This is a genomic window from Streptomyces capoamus (assembly GCF_014654935.1).
Classification (GTDB): Bacteria; Actinomycetota; Actinomycetes; order Streptomycetales; family Streptomycetaceae; genus Streptomyces; species Streptomyces capoamus.
Genome location: NZ_BNBF01000017.1, coordinates 52,460 through 68,163, shown reverse-complemented (window position 1 = coordinate 68,163; position 15,704 = coordinate 52,460). Strand labels below are relative to the sequence as shown.

Genomic DNA, 15,704 nt, shown 5'->3' with positions numbered 1-15,704 from the left:
TAGTACGACGAGAACTCCGCGTCCGGCACCATCGGCTGCTCGCCCCGCCCGCGCCGGCGCCGGCGGCGCCCCGCGTGCACCCCTGTCGGCGCCTCCCGGTCGGGCCGGGCGTGCCGCACACCGTCCCGGGTCACCTCGGACTCGCTCATCGCGGCCTCCGCACGAAGCTGCCGGCGGCGAGCGCGACCAGGGAGACGGCCGCCAGCGCCGCGTGCCGCCACATGTCGGGCAGGTCCCGGGTGGTGACCACCGGGTCCGGTGGCAGGCCGTACACCTCGGGCTCGTCCAGCAGCAGGAAGAACGCCCCGTCGCCGCCGACCCCGTCGTCCGGGCTCTCCCCGTACAGCCGGGCGTCGGTCACCCCGGCCGCGTGCAGCTGCGCCACGCGGCCCCGCGCGCGCTCCCGCAGCTCCTCCAGCGGGCCGAACTGGATGGAGTCCGTCGGGCAGGACTTCGCGCAGGCGGGTTCCATGCCCACGCCGAGCCGGTCGTAGCACAGCGTGCACTTCCACACCCGGCCGTCGTCCTTGCGCTGGTCGATCACGCCGTACGGGCAGGCGGGCACGCAGTAGCCGCAGCCGTTGCAGACGTCCTCCTGGACGACGACCGTGCCGTACTCGGTGCGGAACAGCGCACCCGTCGGGCACACGTCCAGGCAGGCGGCGTGCGTGCAGTGCTTGCACACGTCGGACGCCATCAGCCAGCGCAACTCGGTCCGCCCGTCGGGGGAGACGGGGGAGATCTCCCCGGCGGGTGCGCCGCCCGGAGCGCGGCCGGGCGGGGGAGCGGTGGCGCCCGGCCCGGGGGAGGCGGCGTCGGTGCCGAGCCGGGACGCGGCGGCGAAGACGTCGATGTCGTCGTGGTCGTCGTGGTCGTCGTGTGCGACCCCCGGCTCCTGCCCGGCGAGCGGCTTGCGCTGCTCGATGAAGGCCACGTGCCGCCAGGTGTCGGCGCCCAGGCCCTGGGTGTTGTCGTAGGACATGCCGGTCAGGACCAGCCCGTCCTCCGGAATGGCGTTCCACTCCTTGCACGCGACCTCGCAGGCCTTGCAGCCGATGCACACCGAGGTGTCGGTGAAGAAGCCCATCCGCGGCGGGGCGTCCGGATAACCGGCCGCCCCGGCCACGTCCGGCTGCGGCCCGTACAGGAGATTGCCGTGGCCCTCAGCGCCGTCGCTCATGCGGTGCCTCCTCGTTCCTCACTCGTCGCCCCGCCCGGGTACCTCGCCCGGCGCGGCCCGCACGACCTCGATCCGGCGTTTCTCCCAGGCGGTCGCCGGCATCTGGACGCTCTTGCCGAAGTACCAGCGGCCGAGGGCGTTGCGCAGCCGGTGCCGGTGGAACCAGCGCCAGGCCTCCGTGCCCTCGGCACGCGGCCGGGGCGTGTCGCGCACGAGGATGCGGTAGGCCTCCTCGCGGGACAGCAGCGTGTGTGCCTCCTCGTACCCTCCGCCCGCCGTGCGCCGCACCTCGCCGGTCCTCACACCGTCCAGGATCCGCCGCCGGTCGGCTGCCTGCAGCCCCAGACAGGCCCGCTTGGTGAGGTGGTACGTCAGGAACGGCACCACGAACAGCGCGGTCCGCAGGGTCAGGGTCAGGAACTCCACCGGCAGGCGGAACAGGTACGCCAGCACGTCCTGCCCGCCCGTCAGCAGCAGCACCGCGTACGCCGAGACGGCGGACGCGCCGAGCGCGGTGCGCGTGGGCTGGTTCCGGGGCCGGTCGCACAGGTGCTGCTCGGGCCGCGGGCCGGTGAGCCAGCGCTCGAAGAACGGATACGCGTACAGGACCAGGAAGAGCACCGCGGGCAGCACCACCCCCGGCAGCAGCACGTCCCAGACGATCGTGTGCCCGGCGACATCCGTCTCCCAGGCGGGCATCAGCCGCAGGGCGCCCTCCAGGTAACCCACGTACCAGTCGGGCTGCGCGTCGAGCGAGACCTGGTCGGCCCGGTAGGGCCCGAAGCTCCACACCGGGTTGATCTGGAACAGCGCGGCCATCGCCGCCAGCAGGCCGGACAGGATGAGGAGGAGACCGACGGACTTCGCGGTGTACTGCGGGAACAGCGGCTTGCCGATCACATTGCTGTTGGTGCGGCCGGGCTCCGCCCACTGGGTGTGCTTGTGGTGGACGACGAACGTCAGGTGCGCGCCGACGAGCGCCAGCAGCACGCCCGGCACCAGCAGGATGTGGACCGCGTAGAGCCGGGGGATGATCTCGTGCCCGGGGAACTGGCCGCCGAAGAGGAAGAACGACAGGTACGTGCCGATCACCGGGATCGACAGCACGATCCCCTGCGAGGTGCGCAGACCGGTGCCGGACAGCAGGTCGTCGGGGAGCGAGTAGCCGCAGAACCCCTCCAGCAGGGAGAGCAGGAACAGCGTCACCCCGATGGTCCAGTTCACCTCCCGGGGCCGCCGGAACGCCCCGGTGAAGAAGACCCGCAGCAGGTGTACGCCGATCGCCGCCACGAAGACCAGCGCCGCCCAGTGGTGCACCTGCCGGACCAGCAGGCCGCCGCGCACGTCGAAGCTGATGTGCAGCACCGAGGCGTACGCCTCGGTCGTGAAGGTGCCGCGCAACGGCACGTACGAGCCGGTGTACGGGCGCTCCGTCATGTCGGGGTGGAAGAAGAACGTCAGCCACACGCCCGTCAGCACCAGCATCAGCAGGCTGTACAGCGCGAGTTCGCCGAGCAGGAACGACCAGTGGTCCGGGAACGCCTTGCGCAGGAACTCCTTGCCCGCGGACGCCACCGGCAGCCGCCGGTCGACCGCGGTCACCACCCGTTCGCCGCGCCCCTCACGCCCCTCCTGCCGGGACGGCCGCCGTACCGCCACCTCGCGCTCGCCCTCCGCCCCGTGCTGGAACCCTCACTCCGTGTACTCGGTTCCGAGCCTGGCACGGGTGCCGCCGCTCCGCGCGCCCGAGACGGCCCGGCCGGCGCGCGCGGCGGCCGTTTGCGCGGACCGGCGTCCGGCTACCCGGTGGCCCGGACGAGTGGGCGCCCGCCTGCCCGGAGGAGGCCTTCGTGGTGAACATGTCCGAGGTGGTCGCCGCCCGGCTGCGGCACATGGGTGTGGACCGGGTGTACGGGACGCCGGGACTCGCGGTGGACCCGCTGGTCGACGCCCTGCGCGGCGCCCCCGGGGGCCCGGCCTTCGTGCAGGCGCGCGGCGAGGAGTCCGCCGCGCTCATGGCCTGTGCGGACGCCAAGCTGACCGGCGGGCTCGGCTGCTGCGTCGCCCCGCCCGGGGCGGGTGCGCTGCGGCTGCTGGGCGGGCTGTACGACGCGGCGGCCGACCGGGCGCCGGTCCTGGCGCTCGTCGGGGCGGACCCGGCGCCGCGGGGCACCGGCAACCGGACGGTACGCCATCTGGCGGAGGTCTCCGTGTACTGCGAGGAGGTGTCCGGGCCGGAACTCGCCGGCGACGCCCTGCGGCGGGCCGCCCGGGCCGCGGTCACCGACCGAGGTGTGGCGAGCCTCGTCGTGCCGCGCCGGGTCCTCGAGGCGGACCTGCCCGGGGCTCCGCCCGGCGAGGACGGGGCCCTGATTCCGGCGCGGCCTGCCCGGCGGCCCGCCGCCGACGACGTCCGCCGTGCCGCCGAGGCCCTCTGCGGCGCGGCCCGGCCCGTGATCGTCCTCGGCAACGCCGGCCGGGCGGCCGCGGGAGCCGCGACCGGCGTGGCACGGCTCCTCGGCGCCGGCATCGTGACCACGGCCCTGGCCCGCGACGCGCTGCCGGACGGCCTTCCGTACCTCGCCGGTGTGGCGGGTCCGCTCGGCAGCGAGGCCGCCGCGACGCTGCTGCGGGAGTGCGACACACTCCTGCTCCTCGGCGCCGAGGACGTGGACCCGGCCGTGCTGCCCGCCCCCCGCGCGGGCCGGATCGTCACGGTGGACCGGGAACCCGGCGACTGCCCCCTCGCCGCCGGCGTGGCCGCCGTCCGGCTGACCGGCGACGTCACGGCCTGCCTGCGGGCGGTGCTCCCGCTGCTGCACCGGGCCGGGCAGCGCGCCTGGCGGAACCGGGTCGAACGGCTGGTGCGGGACTGGCGGGCCGACGGGGAAGCCCGGTCGAGCCGCTACTTCGGTACGTCCGTCAACCCGCGGTCGGTCGTCGCGGAGCTGTCCGAGCGACTGCCCGACCGGTCCGTCGTCGTCACCGACTCGGGAACGGCACTGGACTGGTGGACGCGCCACCTCCGGCTGCGCAACGGCATGCGCTCCCTGCTGTCCGGGCAGCTCGGCACGCCCGGCGCGGCCGTCCCCTACGCCGTCGCCGCCCGGTTCGCCGCCCCCGACCGGCCGGTGATCGCGCTCGTCGGTGACGGCGCCTTCCAGAGCGGCGGCCTCAACGAGCTGATCACGGTCCGCCGCCACCTGGACCGGCTGGCACAGCTGCCGCCGCTGGTGTTCTGCGTCCTCAACAACGGCGACCTGAACCGGCTCACCTGGCAGCGCCGCGCCGCCGCCCGCGATCCGCTCGTCCCGCCGTCCGCCGAGGTCCCCGCCCTGCCCTACGCCGAGCTGGCCCGTCTGGCGGGGCTGCCCGCCGTCCGCTGCGACCGGCCCCGGTTCGTCGCCTCCGTCTGGGCCGGTGTACTGGCCGGGCGGGGCCCGGTGGTGCTGGAGTTCGTGGTGGACGGCGAGATGCCGCCGGACTGGGCGGAGGCCGGGACCGCCGCGCGCGGTACCGGCCGGAACGCCTCCCGCAATCCGCTGGCGAAACTGCTGCGGGTACCCGGTTGAGAGTCGCTCACACCTGTTGCCGTCCGTGAGTTTCGGCTGGCTTCGCAGGTTGGCTGGTTCCTTTGTCCCGACCCGCGAAGGTGGGTTAGCCTGCGGCGTATTTTTCTCATCATGCAAATCCGTGAACTGCGGAAATGCACACGCCACCGGCCGGGCTGCCAGACGCTCCCCGGCCGCGGTTCCGAGTCCTCGCGGTGAGGGCTCTTGGGGAGCGGATCGAGGGTGCGCATGGCCGGCAAGGCGACCGGGACGACGGACACTGTCCCGGGTGACCACGAACTGAGAAGGCTGCTCGCGGGACTGACCGCGGTGCGCGACGGAGACTTCGGCACCCGGCTGCCGGACGACGCCACCGGGCTGATGGGCGACATCGCCACGGTCTTCAACGGCATGGTCGACCAGTTGTCCGTGTTCACCTCGGAAGTCACCCGGGTGGCCCGCGAGGTCGGTACCGAGGGCACCCTCGGCGGTCAGGCGCAGGTGCCGGGCGTGTCCGGCACCTGGGCGGACCTGACGGATTCCGTCAACGCGATGGCGGGCAACCTGACCACCCAGGTCCGCGACATCGCGCAGGTCGCCACCGCCGTGGCCAAGGGCGACCTGTCGCAGAAGATCGACGTGCCCGCGCGGGGCGAGATCCTCCAGCTGAAGGAAACCGTCAACACGATGGTGGACCAGCTGTCCGCCTTCGCCGACGAGGTCACCCGGGTCGCCAAGGAGGTCGGCACCGAGGGCCGGCTCGGCGGCCAGGCCCAGGTCCCCGGCGTCGCCGGTGTCTGGCGCGACCTGACCGACTCGGTGAACTTCATGGCCGGCAACCTGACGGCCCAGGTGCGCAACGTGGCCCAGGTCACCACGGCGGTGGCGCAGGGTGACCTGTCGCAGAAGATCACGGTGGACGCCCGGGGCGAGATCCTGGAGCTGAAGAGCACCATCAACACCATGGTGGACCAGCTCTCCGCGTTCGCCGACGAGGTGACACGTGTGGCCCGCGAGGTGGGCACCGAGGGCCGGCTCGGCGGGCAGGCGGACGTCAAGGGGGTGAAGGGCACCTGGCGGGACCTGACGGACTCGGTGAACTTCATGGCCGGGAACCTGACGGCCCAGGTGCGCAACGTGGCCCAGGTGGCCACCGCGGTGGCGCAGGGTGACCTGTCGCAGAAGATCACGGTGGACGCCCGGGGCGAGATCCTGGAGCTGAAGAACACCATCAACACGATGGTGGACCAGCTCTCCGCGTTCGCCGACGAGGTGACACGGGTGGCCCGCGAGGTGGGCACCGAGGGCCGGCTCGGGGGACAGGCCCAGGTGCGCGGGGTCGCCGGCACCTGGAAGGACCTCACCGACAACGTCAACGTGATGGCCTCCAACCTGACCGGCCAGGTCCGCTCCATCGCCCAGGTGGCCACGGCCGTCGCCAAGGGCGACCTCTCCCAGAAGATCACCGTCGAGGCCAAGGGCGAGGTCGCCGCCCTCGCCGATGTGATCAACACCATGGTCGACACGCTCTCCGCGTTCGCGGACGAGGTGACCCGGGTGGCCCGTGAGGTCGGTACCGAGGGCCGGCTCGGGGGGCAGGCGCACGTGCCCAACGTGGCCGGCACCTGGAAGGACCTCACCGACAACGTCAACTCCATGGCCAACAACCTCACCGGCCAGGTCCGCAACATCGCGCTGGTCACCACGGCGGTGGCCAAGGGCGACCTGTCGAAGAAGATCGACGTCGACGCCCGCGGCGAGATCCTGGAGCTGAAGACCACCATCAACACGATGGTGGACCAGCTGTCCGCCTTCGCCGACGAGGTCACCCGAGTGGCCCGCGAGGTCGGCACCGAGGGCCGGCTCGGCGGCCAGGCCGAGGTCGAGGGCGTCTCCGGCACCTGGAAGCGGCTCACCGAGAACGTCAACGAACTCGCCGGCAACCTCACCCGGCAGGTCCGCGCCATCGCCGACGTGGCCAGCGCGGTCGCCGAGGGCGACCTGACCCGCTCCATCACTGTCGACGCCTCCGGCGAGGTCGCCGACCTCAAGGACAACATCAACTCCATGGTGGAGTCCCTGCGCGAGACCACCCGGGCCAACCAGGAACAGGACTGGCTCAAGACCAACCTCGCCCGGATCTCCGGGCTCATGCAGGGCCACCGGGACCTGCCGGTCGTCGCCGAACTCATCATGGACGAGCTGGTCCCCCTCGTCTCCGCCCAGTACGGCGCCTTCTACCTCGCCGAGGAGGGCCACACCCATCCCGAGCTGCGGCTCGTCGGCTCCTACGGCCGGCCCGAGGCGGACACCCGGCCCGTCCGCATCCCGTTCGGCCGCTCCCTGGTCGGCCAGGCGGCGCGCAGCCGCCGAACCATCGCCGTGGACGAGCTGCCGGCCGGCTACGTCACCATCTCCTCCGGACTCGGGCAGATCGAGCCCACCGCGCTGCTGCTGCTGCCCATCGTCTTCGAGGAGCAGGTCCTCGGCGTGATCGAGGTCGCCTCGGTCACCACGTTCACCCCCGTCCACCGGGACTTCCTGCAGCAGCTGGTCGACACCATCGGCGTCAACGTCAACACCATCGTCGCCAACGCCCGCACCGACGAGCTGCTGGACGAGTCGCAGCGCCTGACCCGCGAACTGCAGTCGCGCTCCGCCGAGCTGCAGGCCCGGCAGGAGGAACTGCAGAGCTCCAACGCGGAACTGGAGGAGAAGGCCTCCCTGCTGGCCGAGCAGAACCGGGACATCGAGGCGAAGAACCTGCAGATCGAGCAGGCCCGGCAGGAACTGGAGGCGCGCGCCCAGCAGCTGTCGCTGGCCTCCAAGTACAAGTCCGAGTTCCTCGCCAACATGAGCCACGAGCTGCGCACCCCGCTCAACAGCCTGCTCATCCTCGCCCAGCTGCTGGCCCAGAACCCCTCCCGCAACCTCACCCCCAAGCAGGTCGAGTACGCGGGCATCATCCACTCGGCCGGCTCCGACCTGCTCCAGCTCATCAACGACATCCTGGACCTGTCCAAGGTCGAGGCCGGCAAGATGGACGTGACGCCCGAGCGGGTCCCGTTGCGGCAGCTCATCGACTACGTCGAGGCCACGTTCCGGCCGATGACCACGCAGAAGAGCCTGGACTTCACCGTCACGACCGCGGCCGGCGCCCCCGCGGACCTGCTGACCGACGACTCCCGGCTGCGGCAGATCCTGCGCAACCTGCTGTCCAACGCGGTGAAGTTCACCGAGCAGGGCGGCGTCGAACTGCGCGTCGAGCCGGCGCCCGTCGACGAGGTGCCCAGCGGCGTGCTGCGCGGCGGCACCATCGTCGCCTTCCGGGTGAAGGACACCGGCATCGGCATCCCCGAACAGCAGCTGGAGACCATCTTCGGCGCGTTCCAGCAGGCCGACGGCACCACCAGCCGCAAGTACGGCGGCACCGGGCTCGGCCTGTCCATCACGCGGGAGATCGCCCACCTGCTCGGTGGCGCCGTCACCGTGGACAGCACCCCCGGCCAGGGCAGCACCTTCACCCTCTTCCTGCCGGTCGCCCGGGACGACTTCGAGGAGGCCCTGAGCAACCGGCCCGTCCCCAAGCCCGCCGAGCACGAGCGGACGGAGGGCCCGTCCGGGCAGGAACTCGTCCAGGTGATCCCGGCGGTCACCGCGAAACGGCAGCGCCCGCGCCGGCTGCTCGTCGTGGAGGAGCGCCCGCGCGGACTGCTGACGCTGGTCGCCGAGAGCGTGGTGCGGGACCTGGAGCACAGCCGTCCCGAGGGTGCCCACGCCCCCGTCGACATCATCACGGCGGTCGGTGCCCAGGAGGCGGCCGGCGCCCTGGCCGCCGAGCCCTGCCACTGCGTCGTGGTCGAGCTGGGCCTGCCCGACGGCGAGTCGGCCCGCTTCCTGGACGCCCTGCGCGGGGACTCCGCCCTGGCCAGCGTCCCGGTCCTGGTGCACGGCTCGCACCGCGCCGAGTCCCTCGCCGAGGACACCGCGGGCGGCTCGCCGGAGTACCTCTACAGCCTGGACGAACTGCGCGAGCGGATCGCGCTGCACCTGTCGGCCGAGGAGCCCGGAGAGGTGCTGACCCTGGTCCGCGGGGACGAGCCCCAGCTCACCGCGCCGCATCTGATCGACGAGCACACCCGCGGCCGTACCGTCCTCGTCGTCGACGACGACGCCCGCAACCTGTTCGCGCTCAGCGGCATCCTCGAACTGCACGGCTTCCGCGTCCTGCACGCGGAGAACGGCCGCAAGGGCATCGAGACGCTGGTGAACCACCCGGACGTGGAACTCGTCCTCATGGACGTGATGATGCCCGAGATGGACGGGTACACGGCCACGGCAGAGATCCGTAAGATGCCGCAGTACGCCGACCTTCCGGTCATCGCCGTGACCGCCAAGGCCATGCAGGGCGACCGGGAGAAGAGCCTCGCCTCCGGCGCCAGCGACTACGTCACGAAACCGGTGGACACGCATGACCTCATCGCCTGCGTCCGGCGCTGGCTCCCCGCATGAGGCCGCCGCACTGCGTCCGCCCGTCCGCAGGCCGAGGAGTACCGACCCGGTGACCACCCACGAACAGCCCGCAGAACCCGGCACGCCGGCCGGCCCGCCGGCGTGGCCGCCGGCCGCCGAGGTGGTGGTGCCCGACATCCCCGCCGAGGTGGCGATGCCGGACGTGTCCGCCACCTCGCCGGTCGGCCGGCTCGCCGCGACCGTCGACCGGCTGCGCCAGGAGGTGCGGGCGGCCCAGGCCGAGGCCGAGGGCCGGGCGCTGATCGAACTCGCCAAGGGCATCCTGGTCGAGCGCCTCGGCTGCGGCCCCGCCCACGCCGCCCGCCAGCTCTCCGAACTGGCGGAGCAGGCGCAGCTGACGCCGCTCGAATTCGCGGTGGACGTCATCAACCAGGCCGCCCGGGACCGTGTCGCGGAGGTCACCGAGGCGTTCCTGTCCGTCGCCTCGGACCCGGCCGACCCGGCGGACGCGGACGGCGAGTCGGCGGCCGTCCGGCTGCGCGCCGCCGAGAGCGGTGTCCTGGCCGCCCACGACACCCAGGCCATGGCCGACTCGCTGCTCGACCACGCGCTGCGCCCGCTGGGCGCGGTCGCCGTCGCCATCTGGGCAGCCGGTCCGGACGGCTCCCTCTCCCTGGCGGGCAGCGCGGGATTCCCGCCCGGCGAGGCGGCCCGCTGGCGCTACGTGCCGCCGGACGTCGTCACCGTGGCCCGGCGCGGCCTGACCGAGCTGCAGGGCCAGTGGCTGTCCTCGCTCGCCGACTCCGGGCTGCCGACCATCGGCCGCCGGGACTATGCCGACGGCGCCCGCATCGCCCTTCCGGCCGGCACGGGGGGCCGGATCCACGGTGTGCTGGAGATCGCCTGGCCCAAGCCCCAGGACCCGCTGCCGCGTCCGGTCACCCGGCAGATCGAGGCCCTCGCCGAGCTGTGCGCGCACAGCCTGGAGACCTCGGCCCCGCAGGCCGGCGCCGACCCGGAACCCCGGCTGCTGCCCGACGTGATCGAGCTGATGGACCTCGCGGACGGGCTGCACGACCCGGCCCTCGTCCTCGTGCCGCACCTGGACGACACCGGCCAGCTGGTGGACTTCCGCATCCAGCACGTCAACGACCGCTTCCTGGATCCGGCGGGCCGGCCGCGCGCCGTGGTGGGCGGTGCCCTGCTGCTGGAGGCCTACCCCTTGGCCGCCGGCGAGAGCGAGCTGTTCCAGCGGGTGGAGCGGGTCTACGCCACCGGCGAGCCGTTCCGGGCCCGCCGGATGCGGCTGACCGCGCTCGTCGACCAGGTGCCGCTGTCCGCCGTCGCCGACATCAGCATCAGCCGCCACGGTTCGAGCGTGCTGCTGATCTGGCGCATCGAGGACGAGACGGCACGCCTGGCCAGCCTGCTCCAGCACGCCCAGCGGCTGGGCCGGATCGGCGGCTTCGAGGAGAACCTGCTCACCGGCGAGATCACCTGGAACGGCCAGCTGTTCAACCTGTACGGCCGGCCGCACACCAGCATGCCGGTCGCCCTCCAGGAGCTGCCGGCCCACGCCCACCCCGACGACACCGTCGCCCTGGGCCGTTTCCTGCGCACCCTGATGCACCACCACCGCCCCGCCTCCGCCGCTTTCCGGCTGCTGCGGCCGGACGGGGTGACCCGGCACACCCGGGTGGTCGCCGAACCGGTTCTCGACACCGACGGCCAGCTCTTGGGGGTGCGTGGCGCCTACCAGGACATCTCCGCGCAGCACTGGACCGAGGTCGCCCTCGCCGCCACCCGCGACCAGCTCGCCCACACCGAGCAGCAGGCCGTGGAGCGCAACCGGCTGGCGCTGCAGCTCCAGCACGCGATCATGCCCCCGACTCAGACCCCGCTGCTGGTGCCCGAGCTCCAGGTGGCGGTGCGCTACCGGCCCGCGGAGACCGAGCACCTGGTCGGCGGCGACTGGTACGACGCGGTGGTGCTGCCCTCCGGACTGGTCCTGCTGTGCGTCGGCGACGTCGCCGGGCACGGCATAGAGGCGGCGACCAGCATGGTCGTCCTGCGCAACGCGCTGCGCGGCCTCGCGGTGACCGGCGCCGGCCCGGCACAGCTGCTGTCCTGGCTGAACATCGTCGCCCACCATCTGACGGGCGCCGTCACCGCGACCGCCGTGTGCGGCCTGTACGACGGTGAGCGCCGCACCCTGCGCTGGGCGCGGGCGGGACATCTGCCGCCGGTCCTGGTGCGGGAGTCGGACGCGACCGCCCTCCCGCCGGTGAAGGGACTGCTGCTGGGCGCGGTGCCGGAGGCGCGCTACGAGGAGACGGAGCTGCAGCTGGCCGCGGGCGACACCCTGCTGATGTACACCGACGGCCTGATCGAGCGCCGGGACCGTTCGGTTGAGGAGTCCCTGTCGCACCTGCTGGACACGGCGCGCTCGGCGCCCGGCACCCTCGACCAGAAGCTGGACCGGCTGCTCACCTACAGCCGGTCGGACACCGACGACGACACGTGCATCGTCGGCATCCGGGTGGTCTGAGCCGGCGGCCCGGGCGGGTCAGGCGACCGCCGTGCCGAGCGGCACGGTCGCGCTGACCCGCTTGCCGCGGGACAGCCAGGTCACCTCGAGGCCGCGCGAGAGCATCGCCACGAGGTGCAGGCCGTGGCCGCCGATCCGCCGGGGGTCCGGCGGCCGGCGCTCCGGCGCCTGCGGGGAGGTGTCCGTCACGGTGATGCGCAGCGCGGACGCGTCCGGCAGCAGCTCCAGGCGCAGGGCGCAGGGGCCGGGCGCGTGCTTGGCCGCGTTGGTGACCAGTTCGCTCGCGACGAGCTGGGCATCCTGCACCGGCCGTCGCCCGGGCAGGGGGCGCGCCCGGGCCAGCAGCGCTGCGACGGCGTCTCTGGCCTCGGATATGGCGGAGATGCCGGTGGCCCAGGTGCGGCTGTAGCGCACGGACGCGGGGCGTTCCTGCGTGGTCGCGTGGGTCCTGAGCGGGATGTCCATACCTCGTTGCCCTTTTCCTCCGGGGACAGGAGACCCCTCCTGTGCACAGGGGGTCGTACCGTCCCTCGTCGGCTACCCGCTGGGCGGCGGGTCAAAGGACCCTTCGTGGGGAATCCTCCGGATGCGCACGAACGCCCTGCCGTGAGGGCGGGCCGGCAGGGCGCCGGGGTTCCGCGTACAGCGGAACGGGTCCGGGACCCAGCTTCCGCTGGATCTCCGGACCCGTTCGGCGTCGTCGGTGCTCGGACGTCGTCAGTGCTTGAAGACGTCGTCAGTGCTTGAAGACGTCCTTGGCCTTCTCCTTCGCCTGCTCGGCGTCACCGCGAGCGCCCTCCATGCGGCCCTCGGCCTCCAGGCGCTCGTTTCCGACGGCGCGGCCCGCGGCTTCCTTGAGCCGGCCCTTGGCCTGCTCGGCCTTGCCCTTGGCCTTCTTGCTGCCAGCCATCGTGTGTCACATCCCCACGTAGAAGCGGTCTGTGGTCGTGGATCGGATTGCCGCTGTGCCGTCGTTCAAACCCGTCGGCCCGCAGAGCCTGCTCGCGCGCCTCACGGCCGGCGGCGCCGGCGCAGGAGGTGCCGTGCGGCGAACGCGGCGACGGCGAGGCCGACGGCGAGCAGGACGTACGGCTGGTAGCGGCTGATCCCGTCGTACACCGCGGTCATGTGGCTGCCCGCCAGGTAGGCCAGGGTGGTCCACAGGCCGACCCACAGGGCCGCGCCGAGGGCGTTGAAGGCCAGGAAGCGCCGCCAGGGCATGCCGGTCGTGCCCGCGATGATGCCGTTGGCCTGGCGCAGCCCCTCGACGAACCGGGCCACCGTCACGATCTTGCCGCCGTGCCGGGCGAAGAACTGCTCGGCGGCCTCGAACCGCTTCGGGGTCAGGAACACGTACTTGCCCCACCGGTGCACGAAGGAGCGTCCGCCGGACCGGCCGATCAGGTAGCCGATGTTGTCCCCGGCGACGGCGGCGACGAAGGCGATGATCCCCACGGCCACCACGTTCAGCCGGCCCGAGCCGGCGTACACCCCCGCGGCCAGCAGGATCGTCTCGCCGGGCGCGGGGATCCCGAAGTCCTCCACGAAGATCACGGCCCCCACGGCCCAGTAGCCGTAGTGGCCGAGCAGCGGTGCCAGGTGCGCGAGCGGCCCCGGAAGGGGTGGGGACATGCCCCCACGGTACGTCGGCGCCGGTCAGGGACGGCTGACGGGGGCCTGGTCGGGTGTGACGGCGTCCGGTTCCGTCCCGGTCCCCGGTATCACCGAGGGCGGGCCCCGGCGGCCGGTCAGGCGGCGGGCGAGCGGCTCGGTGTACCGGGCGGTCAGCGGGCCGAGCACGACGAGGAGCAGCACGTAGGCGGTGGCCAGCGGGCCGAGGTCGGAGTCGATGCCGGAGGTGACGGCCAGCCCGGCGATGACCACGGAGAACTCGCCGCGGGCGACCAGGGTGCCGCCGGCCCGCCACCGGCCCGGGGCCGAGATGCCCGCGCGGCGGGCCGCCCAGTAGCCGGTGGCGATCTTCGTGAGGGTGGTGACGACGGCCAGGGCGAGCGCCGGCAGCAGCACCGGCGGGATGCTCGCGGGGTCGGTGTGCAGCCCGAAGAAGACGAAGAACACCGCCGCGAACAGGTCGCGCAGCGGGGCGAGGAGGTGGTGGGCGCCCTCGGCCACCTCGCCGGACAGGGCGATGCCCACCAGGAACGCGCCGACCGCGGCCGACACCTGGAGCTGCTGGGCGACACCGGCCACCACCAGCGTCAGTCCGAGCACCACCAGGAGCAGCTTCTCGGGGTCGTCGGTGGAGACGAACCGGGAGATGTGCCGGCCGTAGCGCACCGCCACCAGCAGCACCAGGCCCGCCACCCCGAGCGCGATGGCCAGCGTGACGCTGCCGGCGGCGAAGCCGGTGCCGGCCAGCAGGGCCGTGACGACGGGCAGGTAGACCGCCATGGACAGGTCCTCCAGCACCAGGATGCTGAGGGCGACCGGGGTCTCCCGGTTGCCGATCCGGCCCAGGTCGCCCAGGACCTTGGCGATGACGCCGGAGGAGGAGATCCAGGTGATGCCGGCCAGCACGACGGCGGCGATCGGGCCCCAGCCCAGCAGCAGGGCCATGGCGGCACCGGGCAGGGCGTTGAGGGTGGCGTCGACGAGACCGGCCGGGTACTGGGTTCTGAGGTTGGAGACCAGGTCGCCGGCGGTGTACTCGAGGCCGAGCATGAGCAGCAGCAGGACCACGCCGATCTCGGCGCCGACGGCCACGAACTCCTCGCTGGCGCCCAGCGGCAGCAGCCCGCCCTCGCCGAAGGCCAGCCCGGCCAGCAGGTAGAGCGGGATGGGGGAGAAGCTGAGGCGGGCGGCGAGCCGGCCCAGCAGGCCGAGGGCCAGGATGATCGCGCCGAACTCGATGAGGAAGACCGCGGAGGAATGCATCGGGGTCACTCCCGGCCGAGTATCGCGGCGGCGGCGTCGACGCCCTCGCGGGTGCCGATGACGATCAGCGTGTCCCCGCCGGCCAGCCGGAAGCCGGGCCCGGGGGAGGGGATCGCCTCGGCGCGGCGCAGTACGGCCACGATGGACACGCCGGTCTCGGTGCGCATCCGGGTGTCGCCGAGCAGCCGTCCGTTCCAGTGCGAGGCCGCGGCCAGCTCGATGCGCTCGGCCACCAGGCCCAGCTCCGTCGTGGACAGCAGCGTGGGGCTGTGGTGGGTCGGCTTCAGGGCGTCCACCAGCGCTTCCGCCTCCGGCCCGGTGAGGTGGACGGACAGGGCGCAGGCGTCCGGATCGTCGCGCCGATAGGCGCTGAGGGTGCGCGAACCGTCCCGGTGGGCGACCACCGACAGGTGGCGGTGTTCGCGGGTGGTCAGGTCGTACCGAACGCCGATGCCCGGCAACGGTGTCCTGCTGGTGCGTGCGGCGCTCATGGCCCCCCTGCCCGGGCTTGAATGTTTCTTGGTGAAACCTTTATTCGAACCCTACCGTGACGGATGATCGTCCGGGGAGGGGCCGGGAGCCTCGGCGGGCAGGGAGGGCGGTCGGCGGGCAGGGGGGGCGGGACGTCAGGAGCCGGAGGCTGCCGGCCCCTCGGTGTCGGCGGGGTCGGGCTGGCAGACGTGGCACAACTCGTGGTCCCCGTCCCGGGTGACGACGGTGCCCCAGCCGAGACACTGCTCGCAGTCGCGGGCGAGGGTCAGGTCGGGCCGGGGAGGCCGCAGCGGGCTGCGGTGGGATGCGTACGCCATGCGGTGAGCGGCTCCTTGAGAGGCAGGTGTCGCGAGGGGGATGACAACGCTGTCCGAATGGCTTCCATTATGTCCTACTTTTCCCGTACGTCTGTGACGTGGGTCACATATCGCGGGTTCGAATGTCCGGGGTCAGTCGAGGTTCCCCAGCCGGGCGTCCCGCCACAGGTCCACGCCGCCCTCGGTGGCGAACCGGTCGATCTCGGCCAGCTCCTCGTCGGTGAAGTCGAGGTTCTCCAGCGCGGCGA

General features: G+C 73.0%; 11 protein-coding genes and 2 pseudogenes. 3 read left to right on the top strand and 10 right to left on the bottom strand.

Annotation, left to right across the window (positions count from 1 at the left end):
• The 3 genes and pseudogenes from IE312_RS41755 to qcrB form a co-directional block, all read right to left on the bottom strand.
• A pseudogene (locus tag IE312_RS41755) lies at nt 1-149 on the bottom strand (NrfD/PsrC family molybdoenzyme membrane anchor subunit); the annotation flags it as partial.
• Nucleotides 146-1,180 carry a 4Fe-4S dicluster domain-containing protein gene (locus tag IE312_RS24835; protein WP_189984543.1) on the bottom strand — a complete coding sequence of 345 codons (1,035 nt, stop codon included), beginning with the start codon at nt 1,178-1,180 and terminating at the stop codon, nt 146-148. The gene IE312_RS24835 and the pseudogene IE312_RS41755, both read right to left, overlap by 4 nt.
• 18 nt (nt 1,181-1,198) lie before the next feature.
• On the bottom strand, nt 1,199-2,839 hold the full coding sequence (gene qcrB / locus IE312_RS24830; RefSeq protein ID WP_370467596.1) for a cytochrome bc1 complex cytochrome b subunit: 1,641 nt from the start codon (nt 2,837-2,839) through the stop codon (nt 1,199-1,201).
• Between the two features lie 200 nt (nt 2,840-3,039).
• Here qcrB and IE312_RS24820 point away from each other — a divergent pair, with 200 nt between their 5' ends.
• The 3 genes from IE312_RS24820 to IE312_RS24810 all read left to right on the top strand — a co-directional run bounded on the left by IE312_RS24820 (nt 3,040) and on the right by IE312_RS24810 (nt 11,752).
• Nucleotides 3,040-4,752 carry a thiamine pyrophosphate-binding protein gene (locus tag IE312_RS24820; RefSeq protein ID WP_229900423.1) on the top strand — a complete coding sequence of 571 codons (1,713 nt, stop codon included), beginning with the start codon at nt 3,040-3,042 and terminating at the stop codon, nt 4,750-4,752.
• Between the two features lie 228 nt (nt 4,753-4,980).
• Nucleotides 4,981-9,243 (top strand): HAMP domain-containing protein, encoded by a 4,263-nt coding sequence (locus IE312_RS24815; protein ID WP_189984542.1) that lies wholly within the window; start codon nt 4,981-4,983, stop codon nt 9,241-9,243.
• Nucleotides 9,244-9,292: 49 nt separating this feature from the next.
• Nucleotides 9,293-11,752, top strand: a complete 2,460-nt coding sequence (locus tag IE312_RS24810) for a SpoIIE family protein phosphatase (RefSeq protein WP_189984541.1) — start codon at nt 9,293-9,295, stop codon at nt 11,750-11,752.
• A gap of 18 nt (nt 11,753-11,770) precedes the next feature.
• Here the strand turns inward: IE312_RS24810 and IE312_RS24805 are convergent, their stop codons facing one another.
• The 7 genes and pseudogenes from IE312_RS24805 to IE312_RS41750 all read right to left on the bottom strand — a co-directional run.
• Complete coding sequence (locus IE312_RS24805) at nt 11,771-12,217, bottom strand: ATP-binding protein (RefSeq protein ID WP_189984540.1); 447 nt, start codon at nt 12,215-12,217, stop codon at nt 11,771-11,773.
• A gap of 271 nt (nt 12,218-12,488) precedes the next feature.
• Nucleotides 12,489-12,662 carry a CsbD family protein gene (locus tag IE312_RS24800; protein ID WP_189984539.1) on the bottom strand — a complete coding sequence of 58 codons (174 nt, stop codon included), beginning with the start codon at nt 12,660-12,662 and terminating at the stop codon, nt 12,489-12,491.
• A gap of 101 nt (nt 12,663-12,763) precedes the next feature.
• On the bottom strand, nt 12,764-13,384 hold the full coding sequence (locus IE312_RS24795; RefSeq protein ID WP_189984538.1) for a DedA family protein: 621 nt from the start codon (nt 13,382-13,384) through the stop codon (nt 12,764-12,766).
• Between the two features lie 24 nt (nt 13,385-13,408).
• Nucleotides 13,409-14,647 carry a cation:proton antiporter gene (locus IE312_RS24790; RefSeq protein WP_229900400.1) on the bottom strand — a complete coding sequence of 413 codons (1,239 nt, stop codon included), beginning with the start codon at nt 14,645-14,647 and terminating at the stop codon, nt 13,409-13,411.
• Between the two features lie 5 nt (nt 14,648-14,652).
• Complete coding sequence (locus IE312_RS24785; protein WP_189984537.1) at nt 14,653-15,138, bottom strand: cation:proton antiporter regulatory subunit; 486 nt, start codon at nt 15,136-15,138, stop codon at nt 14,653-14,655.
• A gap of 135 nt (nt 15,139-15,273) precedes the next feature.
• A complete protein-coding gene (locus IE312_RS24780; protein ID WP_189984536.1) occupies nt 15,274-15,456 on the bottom strand; it encodes a hypothetical protein in 183 nt (60 codons plus the stop codon).
• Between the two features lie 132 nt (nt 15,457-15,588).
• A pseudogene (locus IE312_RS41750) lies at nt 15,589-15,704 on the bottom strand (aldo/keto reductase); the annotation flags it as partial.